This window comes from Streptomyces sp. NBC_00209 (assembly GCF_045206345.1).
In the GTDB taxonomy this organism is placed as follows: Bacteria; Actinomycetota; Actinomycetes; order Streptomycetales; family Streptomycetaceae; genus Streptomyces.
Genome location: NZ_CP108121.1, coordinates 6341012 through 6363817 on the forward strand (window position 1 = coordinate 6341012; position 22806 = coordinate 6363817).

At 72.6% G+C, this 22806-nt stretch carries 18 protein-coding genes; 8 read left to right on the forward strand and 10 right to left on the reverse strand.

Going from position 1 to position 22806, the window contains the following annotated elements; genetic code table 11:
• Positions 1 to 4 precede the first annotated feature (4 nt).
• The gene (gene mltG, locus OG867_RS28820; protein WP_328899033.1) at positions 5 to 862 is read left to right on the forward strand and encodes an endolytic transglycosylase MltG; all 858 of its coding nucleotides are present in this window, start codon (positions 5 to 7) and stop codon (positions 860 to 862) included.
• A 19-nt stretch (positions 863 to 881) separates the two neighbouring features.
• Here mltG and OG867_RS28825 read toward each other — a convergent pair whose 3' ends face one another.
• The gene (locus OG867_RS28825; RefSeq protein ID WP_406291207.1) at positions 882 to 1982 is read right to left on the reverse strand and encodes an NAD(P)-binding domain-containing protein; all 1101 of its coding nucleotides are present in this window, start codon (positions 1980 to 1982) and stop codon (positions 882 to 884) included.
• Between the two features lie 102 nt (positions 1983 to 2084).
• Between OG867_RS28825 and OG867_RS28830 the strand changes: the two genes are divergently transcribed.
• The 4 genes from OG867_RS28830 to OG867_RS28845 all read left to right on the forward strand — a co-directional run bounded on the left by OG867_RS28830 (position 2085) and on the right by OG867_RS28845 (position 4874).
• The gene (locus tag OG867_RS28830; RefSeq protein ID WP_406289746.1) at positions 2085 to 2510 is read left to right on the forward strand and encodes a secondary thiamine-phosphate synthase enzyme YjbQ; all 426 of its coding nucleotides are present in this window, start codon (positions 2085 to 2087) and stop codon (positions 2508 to 2510) included.
• Positions 2511 to 2620: 110 nt separating this feature from the next.
• Positions 2621 to 3805: a pyridoxal-phosphate dependent enzyme gene (locus OG867_RS28835; RefSeq protein WP_406289748.1), complete on the forward strand. Its 1185-nt coding sequence runs from the start codon at positions 2621 to 2623 to the stop codon at positions 3803 to 3805.
• On the forward strand, positions 3802 to 4443 hold the full coding sequence (locus tag OG867_RS28840; RefSeq protein WP_328899030.1) for a PAS domain-containing protein: 642 nt from the start codon (positions 3802 to 3804) through the stop codon (positions 4441 to 4443). The genes OG867_RS28835 and OG867_RS28840 overlap by 4 nt, the downstream gene beginning before the upstream one ends.
• A gap of 23 nt (positions 4444 to 4466) precedes the next feature.
• Positions 4467 to 4874 carry an FKBP-type peptidyl-prolyl cis-trans isomerase gene (locus tag OG867_RS28845; RefSeq protein WP_328899029.1) on the forward strand — a complete coding sequence of 136 codons (408 nt, stop codon included), beginning with the start codon at positions 4467 to 4469 and terminating at the stop codon, positions 4872 to 4874.
• Between the two features lie 12 nt (positions 4875 to 4886).
• On the opposite strand, the gene OG867_RS28850 is transcribed toward OG867_RS28845, so the two are convergent.
• Complete coding sequence (locus tag OG867_RS28850) at positions 4887 to 6122, reverse strand: DUF6357 family protein (RefSeq protein WP_406289752.1); 1236 nt, start codon at positions 6120 to 6122, stop codon at positions 4887 to 4889.
• Positions 6016 to 6642: an alpha/beta fold hydrolase gene (locus OG867_RS28855; RefSeq protein ID WP_406289755.1), complete on the reverse strand. Its 627-nt coding sequence runs from the start codon at positions 6640 to 6642 to the stop codon at positions 6016 to 6018. Before OG867_RS28855 ends, OG867_RS28850 begins: the two co-directional genes overlap by 107 nt.
• Positions 6643 to 6843: 201 nt before the next feature.
• Between OG867_RS28855 and OG867_RS28860 the strand changes: the two genes are divergently transcribed.
• Positions 6844 to 7677, forward strand: a complete 834-nt coding sequence (locus tag OG867_RS28860; RefSeq protein WP_328899026.1) for a PIG-L family deacetylase — start codon at positions 6844 to 6846, stop codon at positions 7675 to 7677.
• Between the two features lie 66 nt (positions 7678 to 7743).
• Here the strand turns inward: OG867_RS28860 and OG867_RS28865 are convergent, their stop codons facing one another.
• The 7 genes from OG867_RS28865 to OG867_RS28895 form a co-directional block, all read right to left on the reverse strand.
• Complete coding sequence (locus tag OG867_RS28865) at positions 7744 to 9252, reverse strand: DUF4246 domain-containing protein (protein ID WP_406289759.1); 1509 nt, start codon at positions 9250 to 9252, stop codon at positions 7744 to 7746.
• 75 nt (positions 9253 to 9327) lie between these two features.
• The gene (locus OG867_RS28870) at positions 9328 to 11043 is read right to left on the reverse strand and encodes a PP2C family protein-serine/threonine phosphatase (RefSeq protein WP_406289762.1); all 1716 of its coding nucleotides are present in this window, start codon (positions 11041 to 11043) and stop codon (positions 9328 to 9330) included.
• A gap of 127 nt (positions 11044 to 11170) precedes the next feature.
• Positions 11171 to 12874, reverse strand: coding sequence for an allophanate hydrolase (gene atzF / locus OG867_RS28875; RefSeq protein ID WP_406289765.1), 1704 nt, complete (start codon positions 12872 to 12874; stop codon positions 11171 to 11173).
• A complete protein-coding gene (gene uca, locus OG867_RS28880; protein WP_406289769.1) occupies positions 12871 to 16452 on the reverse strand; it encodes an urea carboxylase in 3582 nt (1193 codons plus the stop codon). Before uca ends, atzF begins: the two co-directional genes overlap by 4 nt.
• Positions 16453 to 16482: 30 nt before the next feature.
• The gene (locus tag OG867_RS28885) at positions 16483 to 18138 is read right to left on the reverse strand and encodes a purine-cytosine permease family protein (protein ID WP_406289772.1); all 1656 of its coding nucleotides are present in this window, start codon (positions 18136 to 18138) and stop codon (positions 16483 to 16485) included.
• A 77-nt stretch (positions 18139 to 18215) separates the two neighbouring features.
• A complete protein-coding gene (locus OG867_RS28890; protein ID WP_406289774.1) occupies positions 18216 to 18956 on the reverse strand; it encodes a GntR family transcriptional regulator in 741 nt (246 codons plus the stop codon).
• A gap of 142 nt (positions 18957 to 19098) precedes the next feature.
• Positions 19099 to 20085: a polysaccharide deacetylase family protein gene (locus OG867_RS28895; protein WP_406289776.1), complete on the reverse strand. Its 987-nt coding sequence runs from the start codon at positions 20083 to 20085 to the stop codon at positions 19099 to 19101.
• 358 nt (positions 20086 to 20443) lie between these two features.
• Between OG867_RS28895 and OG867_RS28900 the strand changes: the two genes are divergently transcribed.
• Both OG867_RS28900 and OG867_RS28905 read left to right on the forward strand, forming a co-directional pair.
• Complete coding sequence (locus OG867_RS28900; protein WP_406289779.1) at positions 20444 to 21631, forward strand: cellulose-binding domain-containing protein; 1188 nt, start codon at positions 20444 to 20446, stop codon at positions 21629 to 21631.
• A 185-nt stretch (positions 21632 to 21816) separates the two neighbouring features.
• Entirely contained in the window at positions 21817 to 22734 is a 918-nt protein-coding gene (locus OG867_RS28905) for a 2-dehydropantoate 2-reductase (protein WP_406289781.1), read from the forward strand.
• The last annotated feature ends 72 nt before the right edge of the window (positions 22735 to 22806 follow it).

The following is a 22806-nucleotide window of genomic DNA, read 5'->3' on the forward strand; positions in this document are numbered from 1 at the left end:
CCGCATGGCGCACGAGACCCCGGATACCCCGCCCCCGGTCACCCCGCCCCACCGCCGCCCGCGCCTGACCCGGCGCGGCCGCCTGACGCTGTTCATCGGCTCCCTGCTCGTCCTCGTCGTGGCCGCAGCGGTGCTCATCCCCCTGCTCACACGAGCAACGAAGACCGAGGAGACGGCCCGCACCCTGGTGATCCCCGAGGGCCGCCGGGCGACCCAGGTCTACGAGGCCGTCGACCAGGCCCTCGGCGTACCCGCCGGCACGACCGCCGGCGCCGCGCCGACGTCGGACCTGCCGCTCCCGGCCGCGGCGAAGGGGAACCCCGAGGGCTACCTCTACCCGGCGACGTACCCGGTCACCTCCACGACCACCCCGAAGAGCCTGCTGCGCTACCTGACCGACACGGCGGGTCGGCACTTCGGCGCCGACCACATCACGGCGGGCGCCCGCCGCAATGACGTGACCGTGTACCAGACGGTGACCATCGCCAGCATCGTCCAGGCCGAGGCGGACACGGAGTCGGACATGGGCAAGGTCGCCCGCGTCATCCACAACCGCCTGGACCGGGGCATGCCGCTCCAGATGGACTCCACCCTCAACTACGCGTTGAACCGCAGCACCCTGGACACCACCACGGGCGACACCAAGCTCGACAGCCCCTACAACAGCTACGCCCACAAGGGCCTCCCGCCCACGCCCATCGGCAACCCGGGCGAACAGGCGATGACCGCCGCGATCACCCCCACCCGCGGCCCCTGGCTGTACTTCGTGACGGTGGCCCCGGGCGACACCCGCTTCACGGACGACTACGCGGAACAGCAACGGAACGTGGCGGAGTTCAACCGGAACCGGGGAGGGGGATGAGGACGCGGGCGCCCGGCCCTCAGACGAAGGCGGGAACCTCTACGGGCTCCGCAGGCGCCCCCGGCACCCCGTCCCGCAGCAGCGCGACGATCTCCCGCACGGCGGCGCGCCCGGCACGGTTGGCGCCGATCGTGCTGGCGGAGGGACCGTAGCCGACGAGGTGGACCCGCGGGTCGCGTACGGCTCGGGTGCCCTCGACCTGGATGCCGCCGCCGCGCTCCCGCAGCCGCAGCGGGGCGAGATGGTCGATGGCCGCGCGGAAGCCGGTGGCCCAGAGGATGACGTCGGCCTCGATGCGGCGGCCGTCGTCCCAGGCGACACCGGTGGGCGTGATCCGGTCGAACATGGGGAGCCGGTCCAGCACCCCGGACTCACGGGCGCGCCTGATGGCGTCGTTGACGGGCAGCCCGGTCACGCTCACCACGCTCTGCGGCGGCAGCCCGCGCCGGACCCGCTCCTCCACCATCGCGACGGCGGCCCGCCCCTGGTCCGCCCCGAACGGCCCCTCCCGGAAGACCGGCGGCCGGCGCGTCACCCAGTGGGTTTCCGCCGCCACCTCGGCGATCTCCATCAGATGCTGCGTACCGGAGGCGCCACCGCCGACGACGACCACCCGCTGTCCGGCGAACGCGTCCGGGCCCGGATAGCCCGCCGTGTGCAACTGCCGCCCCCGAAACGTCTCCTGTCCCGGGTAGCGCGGCCAGAACGGCCGGTCCCACGTCCCGGTCGCGTTGATCAGGGCGCGCGTCGCGTACGTACCCTCGGAGGTCTCGACCAGCAGCCGGCCGTCTTCACCCTCGCGCACGGCGCCGACGTCGACCGGCCGGTGCACGCGCAGCCCGAAGGTGCGCTCGTACCGGTCGAAGTAGGCGCCGATGACCTCGGACGAGGGCCGCTCCTCGTCCGCACCGGTCAGCTCCATCCCCGGCAGCGCGTGCATGCCGTGCACCTTGCCGTACGTCAGCGAAGGCCACCGGAACTGCCAGGCGCCGCCTGCTTCCGGCGCATGGTCGAGGACCACGAAGCCGCGATCCGGCTCCAGACCGCTGCGCCGCATGTGGTACGCGGCGGACAGCCCCGCCTGCCCGGCGCCGATCACCACGACGTCCACCGACCGCATCACCAAATCGTTCACGCTTCTACCAACTGCGACGGGCCCACGGAACTTCCCGCGCGCCGTCGCTCGGTGGATTCGGCCCCGGGCCACGGCAGGATGGGAACCATGTCCTCTCCCGCCTTCACCACCACGGTCCTGCACCTCACGACGGGCTCGACCGAGACCGTCACCGACCTGACACAGGAGTGCGAACGGTTCCTCGCCGAGGCCGCTTCCGGCCGCGACGGCCTGCTCAACCTCTTCGTCCCGCACGCCACCGCCGGCATCGCGGTCCTGGAGACCGGCGCGGGCAGCGACGACGACCTCCTCTCCGCCCTCCACGCCCTGCTCCCGGCCGACGACCGCTGGCAGCACCGCCACGGCCACCCCGGCCACGGCCGCGACCACGTGGTCCCGGCCCTGGTCCCCCCGCACGCCACCCTGCCGGTGATCGTGGGCCGACTGGAACTGGGCACGTGGCAGTCGGTGTGCCTGGTCGACACGAACGTAGACAACGCGGAGCGGCAGGTGCGGTTGAGCTTCCTGGGGTGACCGGGGCCTTCCGGCGCGGTGCGCGCAAGCACACCTTGGATGTGTTGTTCATATTTGGATGATGCGTCTAGCCTGAGGTGACGCCGAGTGTGGAGAAGCCGGGATCACCCATGCCAAACGAACAGCCTTCGAGCATCGCCGCCCCCGTCCTCATCGACCGGACCGGCAGGCGCTACCCCCTGGACGACCCGCGCCGGCGGGGCGACGACGGGAGTCCCCTTGCCGTCAGCGCGCTGCCGGGGCTGCGGCCGGAGCAGATCGACAGCGCCGAGCGGTCCCTCTGGCGCTACCGGGCCGTCCTTCCCGTTCCGGCCGACCGGCGGGTGAGCCTGGGAGAAGGCTGTACGCCGATGATCCCGGTCGACTGGGGCGGGCGGCGGGTCCACTTCAAGCTGGAATGGTTCAATCCGACGTCCAGTTTCAAGGACCGGGGCGTATCGGTGATGATCTCCCACCTCGTGGCGCTCGGGGTCGACCGGGTGCTGGAGGACAGCTCGGGGAACGGCGGTTCCGCGGTGGCCGCCTACGCCGCCGCTGCCGGGATCCGCGCCAAGATCATCGTCCCCGCCGCCACCTCGGCGGCCAAGATCCTCCAGGCCCGGGCGTACGGAGCCGAGATCGAGCTCGTGGCAGGCACCCGCGACGAGGTCGCGGAGGAGGCGATCCGGCAGTCGGAGCGGATTCCGTATGCCAGCCACAACTGGCACCCCATGTTCATCCAGGGCACCAAGACCGTCGCCTACGAGATGTGGGAGTCCCTGGGCTTCACCGCGCCCGACAACGTGGTCCTCGTGGCCGGGGCCGGCAGCAACGTCATCGGGTGCGACCTCGCGTTCGGCGAACTGCTCGCCGCCGGGCAGACCGACCGGCGACCGCGCCTCTTCGTCGGGCAGCCGGAGCACTGGGCGACCATCGCCGACACGTTCAACGGCATCGACCCGGGCTCGCGCGGCGCGCGGGTGCCGACGATCGCCGAGGGCGCGTCCATCGCCCGCCCGGTCCGGCTGCCCGAGGCGGTGGAGGCCATCCGCCGCTCCGGCGGAGCCGCGTACGCCGTTCCCGAGGCGGAGATCCACGCCGCCGTCCGCGCCCTGAGCGCACGCGGCCTGTACGCCGAGCCGACCAGCAGTGTCGCCGCGGCGACCCTCGACCACTTCATCGCGTCCGGTGAGATCGCCCCGGGCGAGACGACCGTCGTCGTGCTCACCGGTGCGGGTCTCAAGTCCGCCGAGACGATGGCCGCGGTCTTCGGCGGCCACGATGACGACGTCCGGGAAGCGGGCAGCACACGATGACCCGCCCCACCGACGGTCCGGACGACGAGCACCTCGTACGCGAGGCCGAGCGCATCGCCGTCGCCGTCGGGCGCATGTTCCCCGGGCTGTGCGAGGTCGTCCTCCACGATCTGCGCCGGCCCGACCACGCCATCCGCGTGATCGAGAACAACCTGTCCGGACGACAGGTCGGCGACCCCGCCACCGAACTGGGGTTGCGCCGCATCGCGGACCCCGACTACCCCGGCGTCATCCAGAACTACAGCAACCGTTTCCCGGACGGGCGCCCCGCCAAGAGCACATCGATCGGTATCAAGAACGCGGAGGGACGCTATGTCGCGGCCCTCTGTCTCAACCTGGACGTCAGTACGCTCTCGCCGATGGCCCTCACCCTGGCCAACCTCGTCGCCAGGGACGTCCGGCATCAGGGCGAGGCGCTGGAGACACCGCGCGACCGCGGCGGCCGCGAACTCCGGTCGGCCATCGATGAGTTCGCGGCGGAACGCTCCAGCACACCGCGCGGCCTCAACCGTGAGCGGAAGCGCGAGCTGGTCCGGCGGCTGCACCGCGACGGGTTCTTCGAGACCCGCGGCTCCGCCCAGCTCATCGCCGACCAGTTGGGCGTTTCGCGGGCAACCGTCTACAACTACACGAAGTAGCCGTGCCGACAAGCAAGGGGTCCATGATGAACGAACCGGCCAAGCCCGAGGTCGAGGTGCCTGAGGGAGCCGCGCCCACCGAGCTGACGACCCGGGACCTGGTGGTGGGGGAGGGGCCGGAGGCGCTGCCGGGCCGGGTGGTCCAGGTCCACTACGTCGGCGTCGCGTTCGCGTCCGGGAGGGAGTTCGACTCCTCCTGGGGGCAGGACCGGCCGTTCAAGTTCGCCGTGGGCGGCGGCAAGGCCATCAAGGGGCTGGACCGTGGCCTGCGGGGCATGAAGGCCGGCGGCCGGCGCGAGATCATCGTTCCCCCGCGTCTCGGCTACGGCAAACAGTCACCCTCCGCCTTCATCCCGCCGAACTCGACCCTGATCTTCGTCGTGGACCTGCTGACGGTGGTGGGCCCGGGCGGCTCGACGGGACCGGCCTGACCCCGGCGCCGCCTACCGGCCGCCCCGCCGCCGGCGCGCGCGCTCGAACTCGGCGTGGTCCGGGATCCACGGACCCAGCCCGTCGAGCGCGGCGCAGCCGCCCCGGACGAAGGCGCTCACCAGGCTCCGGTACCCGCTCATCCCGTCGACCAGGCTGTACTCGACCCGGTACTCCGGATCAGCGCCGCCCCGGCCCTTGCGCACGGTCGTGATCCGGGCGAGGGAGTCCGCGTAGAAGTGGGCCTGGATTCCCTCGCCCCGCTCCTCGTCCTCGATGGTGAAGACCTCGTTGTCCGACCCGACACGGTCCTCGACGAACTCCCAGAACTCCACGGCGGCGGTACGGGGACCGCCCGGGCGCCACTTCTTCTCGGCGCCCTTGTCGTCGGTGAACGACAGGGCCCCGCGGCTGCCGGCAGGCTCCTCGTAAGCGTCCAGGGGCGTGTTCCTGGCGCGGTCGGCGGCCTCCGAGCACATCAGGAAGCTCACGGTGCGCACCGCGTCGTCGGCGAGTTCCGGGTGTGCACGGCGTACGGCCGACTCGACCGTCGCCGCCATCCGTTCCCAGTCCCGCTTGTCCGTGCCGCGCTTGCCCCGTCGCGGATCGCGGTCGATCCGCAGACCGTCGCACGCGTGTTCCGCGGTGGCGATCACCCGCATGACCCCGGGCAGCAGCGCGGCGTCGACGGCGTCGGGCAGCCGCCTCGGGATCGTCGCGCCGTGCACGTACTGGCCCGTGTACTTCAGCACCGCCGCGTCGAGTGCGCCGAGTACGGTGCCGCGCTCGGCGCGACGGCGCTGTGCGTGGTACTCCTGGGCCCGTTTCGCGTCGGACGTCTCCGTCGCCGTGCGCATCGCCGCACAGACCCGGCCCCGTTCGAGCATGTCGATGCCGGCCCCGTGGGCGATGAGCCGGCCCTTGTCCCAGGGGATGCGCCGGAAGTACGCGTCGACGTCGTCGGGCGCGGCGAGAAGGACCGGGTCCAGGAGCGCGACGGCGGCGTCCTCATCGAGCGGGCCCCGCGTTCCGGCGGCCTCGCACAGCGGAAGGACCGCACTCCACAGCAGCAGGTGCCTGCCCAGATCCTCCCGGATCACCGCGAGGTGGTCTTCGCCGACCGGGAACGTGAACGTCCGGGGCTCATGGTTGGCATCCGCCCCGGCCCCGAGCATCAGCTTCAGCGCACCGTCCTCGCGGACCACGCTCGGGATCCAGCCACTTCCGCGCGTGAAAACGACCTCGCTCATGCCCCCAGTCTTCCTCACGGTCCGGGCTCTGGGACGAGGCGGCCCCGCCGTCAAGCAGGAAGGTGAGCAGCCTGAAGGCGAGGCTGATGCCGCCCGGCAGCTTCGCCGAGGTGAGCAGGTTGCCGCCCGGCACGCCCGGCGGGAAGTTGTCGAACGCCTCGCACGACGTGATCACGAGCCGCCCGATCCGCTCGTCCCTGCCCTCGGAGACCAGGGCCGGCGCACCGCCCCAGTCGCTCATCACCAGCGTGACGTCGCGCAGGCCGAGCCGGTCGAGGAACTCGGCGACCAGCCGGGCCACGCCCGCGACCGACAGGTCCGCGTCGGGGCGCATCGGCCGGCGGTGGCCCCCCAGCGGCAGCGTCGGCACCACACAGCGGACATCGGATCGCAGGGGCTCCACCACGTTCCGCCACAGGGAGCCGTCCATCGCGACACCGTGCAGCAGGACCACGACCGGCCCCTCACCGCCGGTGTCCAGATACTCGACCGTGCCGGCCGAAAGGTCCACCTCAGCCATGTCTCATCGCCTCCCCGTGCATGCGTCCATCACCTCCTTGGGGAATCTGTCACCGCCAGGGAGGTCGGGCGACATGTTCTGGCCACGCCGATCGGCCCCGCCGGGAACACCGGGTCCGGTCCGGACGGTTGCACCGACGGGGGCGCGGCGCGTCAGCCGCGCCCCCGTACCGCATGCTTGTTTCCGCTGGAGGACTGTGTGATGACTGACCGGCCGCTGACCCTCATGGCAGTGCACGCCCACCCCGACGACGAGGCCACCGGGACCGGGGGCGTGCTCGCCCGGTATGCCGCGGAAGGCATCCGCACGGTGCTGGTGACCTGTACCGACGGCGGTTGCGGCGACGGGCCGGGCGGCGTGAAGCCGGGTGATCCCGGGCACGACCCGGCGGCCGTCGCCGTGATGCGCCGCCGGGAGCTGGAGGCCAGTTGCGAGGTGCTGAAGATCAGCGATCTGGAGACGCTCGACTACGCCGACTCCGGGATGATGGGCTGGCCGGCCAACGACGCGCCCGGCTCCTTCTGGGGGACGCCCGTGGAGGAGGGCGCCGCCCGGCTCGCCGAGCTGATGCTCCACTACCGGCCCGATGTGGTCGTCACCTATGACGAGAACGGCTTCTACGGCCACCCCGACCACATCCAGGCCAACCGCATCACGATGGCCGCCCTGGAACTGACCGGGCTCACGCCGAAGGTCTACTGGACGACGGCACCGCGCTCGATGATGCAGCGCTTCGGGGAGATGATGCGCGAGTTCGGCGAGGACCTGCCGGAGCCCGACCCGGAGGAGACCGCCGCGATGGCGGAGATCGGCCTGCCCGACGACGAGATCACCACCTGGGTCGACACCACCGCGTTCAGCGGCCAGAAGTTCGACTCCCTGGCCGCGCACGCCAGCCAGGGCGAGAACATCTTCTTCCTCAAGATGGGCAAGGAGCGGTTCGGCGAGCTGATGGGCGTGGAACCCTTCGTACGCGTCAAGGACACCACCGACGCCCCCGTTCCCGAGAACGACCTCTTCGCCGGACTCCGCTGACCCCCGGGCCGCCCGGCCGCGTCCCTCCGGCTCAGACCCTGCCCGGGTGTGAGCCGGAGGGCGTACTCAGTGCTCGCAGAGGGAGAACTCCCGCTCGAACAGTTGCTCGTTGTGCTCGTCCACGAAGAACTTCCGCTCCCGCATGAGCTCTTCGCGGTACGCCTTCGCCTCCTCCAGGGTCATGGTCGAGGCCCCGGCCCAGGGCTGCTGCGGTGGCACGTCGGAGGTCGAGACGATCGTCTCCGACGGGTCCACCAGGAAGAACGCCAGGATCTTCCGGTGCCCGGCGCGGCTCGGGTCCGCGAGGCGGAACGAACCGACCTGGTGCTGAAGGACGTTGGGGAAGGCCAGACAGCGTCCGGCCGGGGTCGGCGCCGAGCCCAGCGCCTGGTTCAGCGGGCCGTCGTTCTCCAGGCCGTACACGTCACTCACGCCGTTGTTGTCGTTCTGCTCGTAGTCCGGGTCGTGGACCGCGGTACGGAAGCTCAGCCGGCTGTCCGTGATGTTCTCGCTGTCCCAGTAGTAGATGCCGGTCGACACGATCCGCTCGTTCAGCATCCCCTCGACGTGCCAGGACCCCCCGGCGTACTCGGGCTTCTCCGGCGTCAGGTGGATGGTCGCCAGCTTGGCGATGACCTGGAGCCGGCGACCGCGCAGGACGACCCGGCCGGACGCGTCGCACGGCTCGGGCGCGGTGAACTCCGGGGCGTCCGGGACGACCGGGCGACGGTCCTGGTACCAGTCGTCCACCGCCGCCTCGTACGCCTCCATCGCTTCCTCGTACGCTTCCGTGTCGCCGAAGTCGTCCTCGTCCGGGTGCTCCGGCTCCGAGTCGTACCAGCCGTACGGGTTGGCCTTGATCCGCGGGGGCCGCGGATGGCGCAGATCGGTGAGCACGTTCTCCAGCAGCGGGAGCATCCGGGTGAGCAGCTCCGGCAGGACGGCGGCCAGCTCCCGGTGGTCCTCGGGGTGGACGTTGTTCACGTACGAACGGAAGGCGGCCTCGCCGTCCGCGCTGACGTCGACATCCGTGGGCAGCCACTGGAACCGGTCCGAGAACTCGTACTTCGAGTAGGGGCTCGTCGGGTTCTCCCAGGCCCGCTCCGGGCCGCCGCTCACCTCCCGTACCAGGCAGAACAGCGAGGGATGCACCAGGTCCAGCACCTGGCCGTCCGATCCGGGATGCCAGTCCTTCTCCTCCTCGGGAACCTCCTCCAGCACCCGGACCGCCTCGCGCAGCCGGGACCGCAGCTCGGCGTCGATCAGCGTGTCCGACTGCCAGACCCCGTCGACGGCGGAGACCTCGATGCCGGTACGGGCGTCCCGCAGCTCCGCGTAGTGCGCGAGCTCGGCCAGCACATGGCGCACCTGCGCCTCGGTGAGTCCCTGGTCGATCGCCTCCCGCGTCCACCTGGCGGCTATGGCGGTGTCGTGCGTCTTCTCGAACCATCCCGGCTTCGCCCGAAGGTGCGCGCTGCACGCGATCATCTCCAGCTCACGCAGGGTGCGGGGCTGCGCGGACCCATCGGCGCGGGAGGCGTGGAACGGCAGCGGAAAGGCGGACAGGCCAGTCAACTCTCTTGGTCCTTCCAGGCGGTGAGTGATGGCCGGAAGACTACGGGAGCCCACTGACACCGCCCCGGGCACCAGTCAGGGCCGGCGCAGGGCGAGGAGGGTCGCGTCGTCGGTGCGGTGGGGGCCGTCCAGGCGGGCAACGAGCCGTTCGACGTAGTCCTGGAGCCCGGCGTGGCCGGGGCCCGCCGCGGACTCCCGGAAGCAGCTCTCGGCCGCGCCTAGGAAGCGGAGGGTGTCCTGGTCGGGGTCGGCCGGGCGGCGTTCGGTCAGCCCGTCCGAGTACATCAGGACGATGTCGCCGGTCTCCAGCTTCGTCTCGGTGGCGTTGTACGAAGTCCCCGGCAGCACGCCCAGGGTGAGCCCGGGCCCTCCGGCGGGCGCCGGCAGCTGCGCGGCGCGGTCGTCCCGCAGCAGCACCGGACGCGGATGCCCGGCGCAGGTCCAGCGGAGCAGGGTGCGCTCGGGGTGGTAGTGGGCGATGATCGCGGTGGCGGTGGACTCCCTGGCGTCCGCGCAGGCCACCTCGTTGAGCCACCGCGTCAGCAGCTCCACGGGCTCCGAGGTGTACGCGAGCCCCGCGAGCGCGTAACGGAGTTTGGCCATCAGGGTGACCGCCTCCAGTCCGTGGCCCCGGGCATCCCCCAGCGCGAGCAGCAGCCGTCCGTCGGGCAGCCCGCGGGCCTTGTACCAGTCGCCGCCGACCCCGGCCCCGGGCGCGTCGGGGCGGTAGACGGCCGCCGCCTCCAGGCCGTAGCTGTCCAGCTCGTCCTGGAAGTGCGGCAGCACCGCGTCACGCAGGACCCCGGCGATCTCCGCCACCGCGTCGGCACGCTCGTGCTCGCTGCGCGCGTCGCGCTCGGCCCGCCGTGTCGCCTCCCGCCTGCGCCGGTCCGTGGTGACGTCGGTCAGGACCGCCCGCAGGGCCCACACCAGGCCGCCGGGCACGATGCGCACGGGCTCGGCGACCATGCGGAAGACGCGCTCGCTGCCACGGAAGCGCAGCTCGCACTGGGTGACCCGCTTACGCAGGAGGACGTCGTACAACGCCTGGTACAGCGTGGTCAGGCAGTCCGGTGTGGTGGCGGCGGCCAGGTCGTACAGGCTGGGCACCGGGGCGTCGTCCGCCAGGCCCAGTACTTGTCGGAACCCCCGGGACGGCTGGATGCCGTCGTCGGCGAGATTCCACTCCGCCCAGCACGTGCGCACCAGCTGCTGGGCAGCGGCGGCCATGCTGAGCCGGCCGCCCGGCTCCCAGGTCAGCAGGAAGTGGTTGCCGCAGGGCGCGATCCGGATCTCCGCGCTGACCCGCACCGGCCCGGTGCGGGTGTGCACCAGCCATTCCACCGTGTCGCTCCACTGCGGCGCGCCCGTGCGGTGCGCGTCGGCCAGCATGCGCGGGATCGCCGTGGTGGCCAGCGAGGGAATGCGTTCGAACAGGGACACCGGCCCGGTCCACGGGGGCAGCGCCTCGTCGGTGAACCGGGCGGCCGTGTCGGCGCGGGCCGTGGCGTTGCGGGCGAGGAGGACGACGTCCCGGACCTCGCCGTCCTCGCCGAGCACAGGGCTCAGCAGCAGGGCCGCCACCGGGAGGGCGTCGAGCACCTCCTCACCGGAGGGCGGGGCACCCACGACGGACTCCGGGGTCCGGGTCACGGCGTCGGGCGCGGCGGGCCCGTAACGCTCGGCGTACTGGGTGACGCGCCTGCGCTGGGCGTCCAACAGGGCCCGGATCGACTGGAGTTCCAGACGCGTGCGTGTGCTGCCCGCGGGAGGGGGTTCGTCCACGGGCATGTCGGGCCTCTCGGTGCGGGGGTACGGGCGGCGCCGCAACAGCATCGGGGCGGGGGACCGGGCGCGCCACTCGGTGTACGCCGGGTGGCCGCCGCCCGGTCCGCCGAAGGAGCGACGCCCCCTGCCCTCAGGCGCCCGTCGCCTCCAGATAGGCGCGCCAGCCACCGTGCTCCGTGATGTCGGTGCCGCCCGCCGCCGCGTGCGGGTCGCACTGGAAGCCGAGGACCCAGCTGCCGTCATCGAGTTCGACGCGCCCCAGCGACAGGGGCGCCGGCAGCGCCGCGAGGAAGCGCCCGAGGGCGCCGGGCGCGAGGATCCAGCGCTCGCCCGCGATCGCGGCCCCGGCTGCCGGCGCCACGCGGACGAGGCCCGGCTTGGGCGGGGTCGTCCCGAGCGCCGTGAGCCGGTAGGACGCGGCGGTGGCCACCTCACCGGCGTACCGGGCCCCGGAATCGGTGAGCTGGTGGTTGAGCGGCTGCCCGGTCAGGTGGGCGCCGAACACGGCGAGACCGACGCCCCCGTCCGGCAGCGGGTGCGGTGCCTGTTCCCCGGTGAACACGGCGGCGATGTCGATGGCCGGCTGGTCCTCGAAGGCGCGGGTGATGACGCTGACCCCGAACGGGCTGCCGTCGGCCTCCCCGGCCGGGACCGCGACGGCCGCCATGTCCAGCAGGTTCACGAAGTTGGTGTACGTGCCCATTCGGGAGTTGATCGCCACCGGATCGGCCAGCACCTGGGCGATGTCCGGGTGCCCGGTGGTCGTCGGCAGCAGCAGCGCGTCGTAGTCCGACAGGAGGCCGTACGCGAACACCCGGTACCGGTCCAGCCGTTCCTGGTCGGCGGCCAGCGCATGGGCGGGCAGTCGGGCGGCGGCGCGAATGATCCTGGCGACCGTGCGGTCCACCGCCGACGGGTTGTCCACGATGAAGTCGCCGACCGCCGCGTAGCGTTCGGCGACCAGCGCCCCGTCGTACAGCAGCCGGGCCGCCTCCAGCAGCGGTGACACGTCCACCACGGCGGTCGTGGCGCCGGCGGCCTCCAGCTGCTTGACGGCCGCCGCGAACGCGGCGCGCCCCCCGGGCGACAGCGGGGCGAGGTCTTCGTCCCGGGGAACCGCGATCCGGGGCCGGGCCGGGGCGGCGAGACGGACGTCGTCGGGCCAGACCCGGCCACGCGGGTCGCCCTTGTCCGGTCCCATCATGACGCCCATGGCCGTCTGCGCCTCGGTGAGGGTGCGGGCGAACACCGTGACCGCGTCGTACGGGCGGGCGGCGGGCAGCACTCCGGTGGTGGGCGCCAGCCCCAGCGTGGGCTTGATGCCGACGATGCCGTTGAGGGCGGCGGGGACGCGACCGGAGCCCGCCGTGTCGGTGCCGAGCGCGATGTCCACGATGCCGAGGGCCACGGCGACCGCCGAACCGGAACTGGATCCGCCGGAGATCTTCTCGGGGTGCAGGGCGTTGCGCACGGGACCGTACGGGCTCCGCGTCCCGACCAGGCCGGTGGCGAACTGGTCCAGATTGGTCTTGCCCAGCAGGACCGCGCCCGCGTCCAGCAGCCGCCGCACGGCCGTCGCGGAGGAGTCCGGGTGGTACGCGAAGGACGGGCAGCCGGCCGTCGTGGGCAGGTCCGCCACGTCGATGTTGTCCTTCACCGCGAGCAGGACGCCCGCCAGGGGCAGCGGCTCCCCGGCGGCCAGCCGGGCGTCCAGGGCGGTGGCCTCCGCCAGGACCTCCTCCTCCGGACGAAGGAGGATCCACACCTCCGGCCGGTCGGTCTCGGCGATGCGGCGGTAGGCGGCGGTGACGCGTGCGGCACAGCTCTGGGTCACGCTGCTTCCTCTCGTGCGACGACGGCCAGCGGTGTGCCGGCGTCGATCTGCTGTCCGGGGGTGACGAGGACGTCGGTGACGACGCCGTGCGCGGGGGCGCGCACCACGACCTCCATCTTCATGGCTTCCAGGACCAGAAGGGCCTGTCCCGGCTCAACTCGGGTGCCCGGCCCCGCCTCCACCTTCCATACGGTGGAGCTCAGCGGGGCCTCGACCAGGCCCGAGCCGGACGGCAGGGTGAGCGGGGCGGCGCCCCCGGCGGCCGGCTCCGGTTCGGCGCGCGGGGCGAACTCGCCCGCCGCCTCCCACGCCCGCCGCTCGGTCTCGAAGGCGGCGGACTGGCGGTCGCGGAAGGCGGCGATGTCCTCCGCGTTCTTCCGCAGGAACGCCTCGTGCTCGGCGAGCGAGAAGACGCCCGGGCGGATGTCGAGCGCGGTACGCCCGGAGGCGAGGTCGCCCCGGAGGTCGAGGAGTTCGGCCGCACCGACCGGGTGCCAGACGATCCGGTCGAAGAACCGCAGCAGCCACGGCGTGCCGTCGGCGAAGGAGCGGGGAGGGCGCAGACCGCCCCACACCGGGACCGTCCGGCCGATGAGCTGATAGCCGCCGGGGCTCTCCATCCCGTAGATACAGAGGTACGAGCCGCCGATGCCCACACCGGCCTCCGCCGTCCAGGTGCGCGCCGGGTTGTACTTGGTGGTCACCAAGCGGTGGCGGGGGTCGAGCGGGGTGGCCGCCGGGGCGCCGAGATAGACGTCGCCGAGGCCGAGGACGAGATAGCGGGCGTCGAAGACCGTACGGCGTACGTCCGCCACGCCGTCCAGGCCGTTGATCCGGCGGATGAACTCGATGTTGGACGGATTCCAGGGGGCGTCCCCGCGCACCGAGGCGGCGTAGCGGTCGATGGCCTCGTCCACGGTCGGGTCGTCCCAGGACAGCGGAAGGTGCACCTCCCGGCTGGGCACCCGCAGATCGGCGGTGGCGGGCAACTGGCCCTCGGCCTCCCGGAGCAGACCGAGCAGGGTACGCAGCGGCAGCACGTCCGGATCGGTGTGCAGATGCAGCGAACGTACGCCCGGAGTGGCGTCGACCAGACCGCGTGGCGCGAGCGCCCGTATGTGCTCGGCGAGGGCGTGGACGCGCATCCGCAGGCCCAGGTCGAGGGTCATGGGCCCGTACTCGACGAGGATGTTGTCGTCGGCGCCCCGCCGGTAGGTGACCTCGGGGGCGGTGTCGTCGGCGGGGCGGCGGCCGAGCACGCCGTCGTCGCCGTCCGGGCCGCCGGGGACCGGGAGCGTGAGCAGCGCGGGGGTCCGGCGCAGGGCATCGGCGGTCCGCTCGGTGACCGGGACGAACTGGACGGTGTCGCCGGGCCGGAGCTGCCCGGTCTTCCAGCGCTCACCGCGCACCACGGTGACCGGGCAGGCGAAACCGCCCAGGCTCGGTCCGTCGGGGCCGAGGATGGCCGGGGTGTCGCCGGTGAGGTTGACCGCGCCGACGGAGTACGCGGTGTCGTGCACGTTGGACGGATGCAGTCCCGCCTCACCGCCGTCCGGACGGGCCCACTCGGGACGGGGCCCGACGAGACGCACACCGGTGCGCGCCGACTGCGCGGAGACCTTCCAGTGCGTCCCGTACACCGTCCCGATGCCCTCCCGCGTGAGGAAGTCCGGTGCGGCGTGCGGCCCTTCGCTGACCGCGATGCGCCAGTGCGCGGCGAAGTGCGGGCGCGAGGCGGCCGGGACCGGAGCGGGCGCCGGGGCATCGGTCCCGGGCCGGGCGGGCCGCAGCACGTCACCGGTGCGCAGGGCGCGCCCGGCGTGGCCGCCGAAGCCACCCAGGGTGAAGGTGGCCGCACTGCCCAGGTAGGCGGGGACGTCGAGACCGCCGCGCACCAGGACGTAGGTGCGCATCCCGGGGCCCTGGGCGGTGCCGACGTCGAGCAGCTGCCCGGCGGCGAGCTCGATCGGCTCCCACAGGGCGGCGGGGCGCCCGTCGACGGTGACCGTGGCGGGGGCGCCGGTGACGCAGACGGTGGCCGGGGCGGAGAAGCGCAGCGCGGGCCCCTCCAGCGTGCACTCCAGGCCGGGGGCGCCCTCCGGGTTGCCGACGGCCCGGTTGCCGAGGCGGAAGGAGAGGTCGTCCATCGGGCCGCCGGGCGGGATGCCGACCTCCCAGTAGCCGGTGCGCCCCGGCCAGTCCTGCACCGTGGTCTGGGCACCACCGCGTTCCACGTCGATCCGGGTGCGCGGATCGCGCAGACCGGCCAGGGTCGCCGTGGTGTGCCGGGCGTCGAGCACCACCGGTGCGCGGCAGGCGGCGCGCAGCAGCCCGAGGTTGGTCTCCACCCCGTCCACCACCGTCCCGTCCAGGGCCTCGGCCAGCCGGGCGAACGCCTCCGCACGGGTGTCACCGGTCGCGATGACCTTGGCGAGCATCGGGTCGTACGCGGAGGAGATGTGCTGCCCCGTCTCCGCCCAGCCGTCCACCCGTACGCCCTCGGGGAAGGCGACGCGGGTCAGCAGACCGGAGCTGGGCCGGTGGTCCCGGGCCGGGTCCTCGGCGTAGATCCGCGCCTCGACCGCGTGGCCCCGGGCGGGCGGCTCCGTCAGGAAGCCGCTCTCGCCGCGCGCCAGCCGCAGCATCCAGGCGACCAGATCGATGCCGTGGATCTCCTCGGTCACCGGATGCTCCACCTGGAGGCGGGTGTTGACCTCCAGGAAGTACGCCTCCTCGCGCACCGGGTCGTACACGAACTCCACCGTCCCGGCCGACCGGTAGTCCACCGAGGCGCACAACTCCCGGGCGGCGGTGTGGAGTACGGAGTGCAGATGCGGCGGCAGGTCCGGCGCCGGGGCCTCCTCCAGCACCTTCTGGTTGCGGCGCTGGAGGGAGCAGTCGCGGTCGCCGAGTACCACGACGGACCCGGCGCCGTCCCCGAAGACCTGCACCTCGACGTGGCGGGCGCGCTCCACGTAACGCTCCAGGAAGACCCCGCCGTCGGCGAAGCTGCCCCGGGCCAGCCGCGAGACCCGGGCGAAGGCGTCCCGCAGTTCCCCGGGCCCGGCACACGCCTGCATGCCGATGCCGCCTCCGCCGCCGGTCGCCTTGAGCATCACTGGGTAGCCGGTCCGCTCCGCCGCGCGCAGGGCCTCCTCCTCGTCGGCGAGGAGCCCGCTGCCGGGCAGCAGGGGAACGCCCGCCGCGAGCGCCGCGGCCCGTGCGGTGTGCTTGGCGCCGAACACCTCCAGCTGGGCGGGCGTGGGGCCGACGAACGCGAGGCCCGCCTTCTCCACGGAGGCGGCGAACGCCGTGTTCTCGGACAGGAAGCCGTAGCCGGGGTGCACCGCCCCGGCCCCGGTGGCGAGGGCGGCCTCCAGGACCGCGTCCGCCCGCAGATAGCTCTCGGCGGCGGGGGCGGGGCCGAGGCGCACGGCCTCGTCGGCGAGGCGGACGTGCGGGGCGGTGCGGTCGGCGTCGGAGTACACGGCCACCGTACGCAGGCCGAGGGCTTCGGCGCTGCGGATGACCCGGCAGGCGATCTCGCCGCGGTTGGCGATGAGCAGGGTGTCGAACATGACGGCAACTCCTGGGTACGGGGCCGGGGTTCAGGCGAGGCGCGGCTGTGCGGGCAGCACGTGGTCACCCACGCCGTCGGTGCTCAGGCAGAGCGAGCAGACGACCGCGTCATGGGTGGCGCAGGCGGCGAGGTCGGGGCGTTCGTACGACTGGTGGCAGACGTGGCAGTCGTAGGTCACCGCGCTCGGGTTGCCGTCCGCGTCGAGCATCGGCTCGTCCAGGCCGTCGTCGGTGCGGCGCAGGTAGTAGCGGCCCTTGGTGACGTACGCGACCAGGGGCGTCAGCACGAAGGCGATGACGGCGGCGGCGACGGGGGAGTACGGCTGGAGGGTGTCACCCAGGGCGTGGAAGTACATCGCGATCGACAGGCCGGAGGCGGCGGTGAAGGCCACCACGCCGACGGGGTTGACGGCGTACAGCATGCCCCGGCGGAACTCCGGCCGGAGCGGCGAGATGCGCAGGAGGTACTTGTTGACGCCTATGTCGGTGGCGACGGTGACGATCCAGGCGATGGCGCAGTTGGAGTAGAAGCCGAGGATGTCGTTGAGGAAGCTGAACATGTCGGCCTCCATCAGCGCGAGCGCGAAGCCGAGGTTGACCAGGACGAACACCAGCCGGCCGGGGTAGTGCTTCGTGACCCGGGTGAAGGAGTTGGTCCAGGCGAGCGAGCCGGAGTAGGCGTTGGTGACGTTGATCTTGATCTGGCTGATGACCACCAGGACCACGGCGAGCGGGACGACCAGCCAGGACGGCATCATCGCGTCGAAGGCGCCCCGGAACTGCTGGATCGGCTCGGGAGCGGCGTCGGCCCCGACCTTCGCGATGATGTAGACGGCGAGGAACACACCGATGGCCTGCTTGAGCGCGCCGAGCACCACCCATCCGGGGCCGGCCATGACCACGGCGGTCCACCAGGTGCGCTTGTTCGCCTCGGTCTTCGGCGGCATGAAGCGCAGGTAGTCGATCTGCTCGCCGATCTGCGCGATGAGCGAGAGGCACACCCCGGCACCGAGGAGCACGGACGCGGTGTCGATGCCGCCCCTGCCGTCGGTTCCGGCGTACGAGAGGAACCGGTCGACCGTGCCGGGGTCGGTGGCGACCAGATAGACCAGCGGGCCGACCATGAGCAGCAGCCAGACCGGCGTCGTCCACACCTGGAGCTTGCTGAGCGCCGACATTCCGTAGATCACCAGCGGAATGACCATCAGCGTCGAGACGAGATAGCCGAGCCAGAGCGGCAGTCCGAGGCCCAGTTTCAGGCCCTGCGCCATGATCGAGCCTTCGAGGGCGAAGAAGATGAAGGTGAAGCTGGCGAAGATGACACTCGTGAGGACCGAACCGTAGTAGCCGAAGCCGGAGCCGCGGGTGATCAGGTCCAGGTCCAGGTTGTACCGGGCGCCGTAGTAGGCGAGCGGGAAGCCGGTGACGAAGATGACGACGCCGGCGACCGCGATGGCCAGGAGCGCGTTGCCGGTGCCGTGGGCCAGGCCGATGCCCGCGCCGATCGAGAAGTCGGCCATGTAGGCGATGCCGCCCAGGGCGGTGGTGGCCACGACCGCGGGGGTCCAGCGGCGGTAACTGCGGGGCGCGAAGCGGAGGGTGTAGTCCTCCAGCGTTTCGCTCGCGGCCCGGCTCTCGGCGGCGGTCGGTGGTGTGGACGTCGCACGTGACTCGGTCGTACTCATGGGCAGCCCTTCGGGGAGCGGTGTACGGAGGGAAGGCCGTGCTGAGGACGGGGCGGACGTCGTCGGCCGCCGGGGTTTCAGAGGCGGTCGGCGTGCAGGGCCATCTGCGTCATGGCGCGCTGGGCCCGTTCGAGCACGACGGCCATGGAGTCGCCGACATGGGCGTGCAGGGCGCGGTGGCCGTCGGCGAGGCGTCCGTCGCGGACCGCCTCCATGATCGCGATGTGCTCGGTGATGGTCGTCCCGACCCGGTCCGGGGTGAGGAAGTCGTACATCCGGACCCGGCGGATGCGCTCGCCGACGGCCACGAGGGCATCCGTCAGGGCGGGGTTCCCGGAGGCGCGGGAGAGCTCGGCGTGGAAGCGCTCGTCCTGGACGACGAAGCGGGGATCGGGGTCCGGGGGCCGCTCGCGCATGGCGTACCAGCGGTCCAACTCGCCCTTGAGGACGGCCGGATCATGACGTACGGACGGGTCGTCGAGCGCCCGGGCGATGCCGCGCAGTTCCAGGGTGACCCGGAGTTCGTAGAGGTCGCGCAGCTGGGTCAGGTTGGGGATCGTGACGAAGAAGCCGCCGTCGCCGCGCTCGATCAGGCCGTCCGCGAGCAGGCGCGCCAGGGCCTCGCGCACCGGGGTCCGCGAAACGCGGAAGCGTGCGGCGAGCCGCGTCTCGGCCAGTCGCTCGCGCGGCCCGAACTCGCCGTCGAGCACGGCCGCGCGCAGCTGTCCGTACACCGTCTCGCGGAGCGAGGGCGCGGGCTCCGCGTCCCGCGCTGTGTCCGGGGGCGTATACAGCGTCGTATCCAGCGTCGCATCCATGGGCGGAGACGCTAGGAAGCGGTTGTTTCACCGGAGTCCACGGCGGCGTGAACGACTGGTTTCCGGTAGCTCACGCCGCTCCGAGGGCAGGGCAAAGCGCCCCGCACTCGGGCGCGGGGCGCTTCACCATGGGGGCGAGGGGTCAGCCCGTGGCGCAGGAGACCGTCGGCCAGGTCCAACTGCCGTTGGACTGGATGGTGACGCCGAAGTTGTTGCCGCTGCCGTTGGGCTTGGCGGTCAGCACCTGGGCGCTGGGATAACCGGCGCTGATGTTCCAGGTGGAGAGGACCTTCTCCGGGGACGGGACGTTCATCGTCACGGTCCAGTTGTCGGAGCCGGAGACCGCGACGTTGAGGTTGTAGCGGTCGCCCCAGCTCTGGCCCGCGGACAGGGTCGCCGTGCAGCCGCCGGTGTTCCCGCCGCCTCCGCCGCTGCTGCCGTCGGGGGCGACGGCGCGCCCGGTCTGCGGCGAGATCATGCCCGAGCACAGGCCCCGGGAGGCGAGCGACTGGGCGATGCGCGGGATGGCGGCCAGGGTGTTGGCGGGCCACTCGTGCATCAGGATGACCTGGCCGTCGGAGAGGCGCGACACGGCCTGGACGATCGCGTCGGTGCTCGCCCCGTTCCAGTCCTGCGAGTCGACGTCCCAGATCACCTCCGTGAGCCCGTACGTGGCCTCGACGGCCTTGAGCGTCGCGTTGGTCTCCCCGTACGGCGGCCGGAAGAGCTTCGGAGTGCCGCCGCCCGTGGCCGCGATGGCCTGCTGGGTCCGGGAGAGCTCCGAGTCGATCTGGGCCCGGCTCTGCTGGGTGAGGTGGGGGTGGGTGTAGCTGTGGTTGCCGACCCACATGCCCGCGTCGATCTGGGCCTTCACCCGCGCCGGGTACGAGGCGGCGAACTGGCCCTCGTTGAACATGGTGGCCCGCAGGCCGTTCTGCTTGAGCGCGTTGAGCAGGGCGGGGGTGTGGTCGTTGGACGGGCCGTCGTCAAAGGTCAGGCCCACGTAGCCGGTGCAGGCGGCGGCCTGGGCCGGGGCGGCGGCCGTGGCGGCCAGACCCAGGGGACTCGCCGCGGCGAGCACGAGCCCCGCCGCCAGGGCGGCCGGGCGGCGGTGGAAGCGGAGACGCATGAACTGTCCTCCAGGTGAGGGGAGTTCCGGCCGCACGGGCGGCACGGCCGGGCCTGAGCACGGAGTTTTTGGGCCTCGTGAGTGGCTGTCAATGGTTTCGGCAAGAGTTTCGAAAGCGTCGGGCCGGGGTGGCGTCCGGCCTGAGCGGCATCAACGCACGTCAGCGGGCATGGGGTGTCCTGCCTCGGGAGCTCGCGGAGGTGGACGAGGCTGATGATGCAATGCCGCGGGAGGTCGTGCGGCGAAACTTTCGGGATCTCAAAAGTCTCCGTGCACCGCCGTATTGACAGTGCGCCGTCAAGTCGCTGTCATACATGGGAGCGCTCCCACATACTTCCCCACGCCTGAGGAGGCGCACATGACCAGCCACCCCCGCCGCTTACCGCGCAGACCCTGGACGGCGGTCGGTTCCGTCGCGGCGCTGGCCCTGTCGTTGTTCGTCGCCATGCCCGCCGGGGGACCGGCCGCGGCGGCGGAGTCCGCACCCGGGTGCCAGATCGACTACACCGCCAACGAGTGGACCGGAGGCTTCACCGCCGACGTGCGCGTCACCAACGAGGGCCCGGCGCTCAGCGACTGGCGGCTGACCTGGACGTACGAAGGGGACCAGCAGGTCACCTCCGGCTGGAACGGCACCGTCACGCAGACCGGCCACGCCGTGACCGCCGTCGGCACGGCCTGGAACGGAGCGGTGGCCGAAGGCGGCACCGTCTCCTTCGGCGTGCAGGGGACCTCGCGGTCGGGCGGCCCGGCGCCCACCGACTTCGCCCTCAACGGAGTCTCGTGCGGCGGCGACGTCACCACGCCCCCGACCACGCCGCCTCCCACGACTCCGCCGCCCACCACGCCGCCCTCCGCCGAGTGCGGTGACGCGGTCGTCTGCGACGACTTCGAGGACCAGGCCGGTCCGGCTCCCGCCGGGAACTGGCAGTTCACCGCGCCCGACTGCCAGGGCACCGGCACGGCCGCCGTGGACACGGAGACCGCGCACAGCGGCACCCGGTCGCTGCGGCTGGACGGGAAGGCGGGGTACTGCAACCACGCCTTCGTGGCCTCCACCGCGGACCTGTCCACGGTGGGTCCCGTGCTGTACGCGCGCATGTGGGTGCGGCACACCACGGCGCTCCCGGCGGCGCACGTCGCCTTCGTGTCGATGCCCGACAGCTCCCAGGGCGGCAAGGCCCTGCGGATCGGCGGGCAGAACGGGGCGCTCCAGTGGAACCGGGAGGCCGACGACGCGACGCTCCCGGCGCAGAGCCCGACCGGGGTGGGGCTGAGCAGGCCCCTGCCGACGGGCAGCTGGCAGTGCCTGCGGTTCGCGGTCGACACCTCGGCCCCGGGGCTCGACACCTGGCTGGGCGACGAGCAGGTGCCCGGTCTGCACGCCGACGGCGTCCCCACGCGCGACGTGGACGACCAGTGGCTCTCGCGGACCACCCCGCCCCGGCCCACCGCCCTGCGGCTGGGCTGGGAGAGCTACGGGGTCGGCGACGACACCCTGTGGTTCGACGACGTGGCGGTCGGCTCCTCGCCGGTCGGCTGCTGACGGGCGGGCGCCCGGCGAGCGGGAGGCGGGCGGCCGCGACGGGCCGGTGCGGGCTTCGGAAGAAGCCGGTGCCGGCCCTTTCCCGTTCCCGGAGATGGATGCGAGAGGGAGGGTTGTATTCACGAGAAACCTATAGCATTCTGCAATTCAACCCAGATTCCTATATGAAGTCAGAGGGTGTGCGCGTGCCTGAGTATGTGGTCGCCGGAGCCGATCCGGTCGCCGTCGTGGGCCCCGGAGCCGTCGGCCTCGCGCTGGCGGGCCGGCTCGCCCTGCGGGGGCATCCCGTCACGCTGTGCGGGCGGCCCGGCTCGACGCCCGTCCGCGACATCGAGCTGACCGGCGACCGCAGCACCCGCACGGCCGGCGTCCACTGGCAGGACGACCCGGCGCGGGCGCGCCCGGCCCCCTGGGTCCTCGTGGCGACCAAGCTGCATCAGGCGGACGCGGCCCGCGCCTGGCTGGAACGGCTCGTCGGGAGCAGGACGGTGGTGGTCGTCGCGCAGAACGGGATCGACCACCGCGAGCAGGCGGCCCCGTACGCCGCACCGGAGCAAGTGGTCCCGGCGCTCGTCCACTTCAACGCGGAGCGCCTCGGCGGGAACCGGGTCTCGGTGCGCGGCGAGGGGGCTGGGCTCGTCATCGGTGACGACGAACCGGGGCGCAGGGCACGCCCGTTGCTCGACGGGACCGGGCTCGGCGTGGAGCAGGTCGCCGACTTCACCACCGCGGCCTGGCGCAAGCTCATGGCCAACGCCGTCGCCAACCCCGTCACCGCGCTCACCGCCCGCCGCGTCGAGGTCTTCGGTGACCCGGCCGTACGGGCCGTGGCGGCCGCGATGCTCGGCGAGGTCGCCGAGGTGGGCCGGGCCGAGGGGGCCCGGCTTCCCGAGGGCGTCGCCGCCGACGTCCTGGCCTGGATCGACGCCCGCCCGCCCGGGGCCGGCTCCTCGATGCTCGCCGACCGTCTCGCCGGCCGGCCCATGGAACACGACGGTCTCCTCGGGGCCGTCGTCCGCAGGGCGGCGGCGCGGGGGATCGCGGTGCCCATGTGCCGGACCGTCCTGGCGCTCGTCGCCGCACTCGACGGCGCACGCCCCTGACACGTCCCGCACGGCGGACACCCCGCACATCGCGACGACTTCAACCCATCCACGTACAAGGCTCGGAGCAGC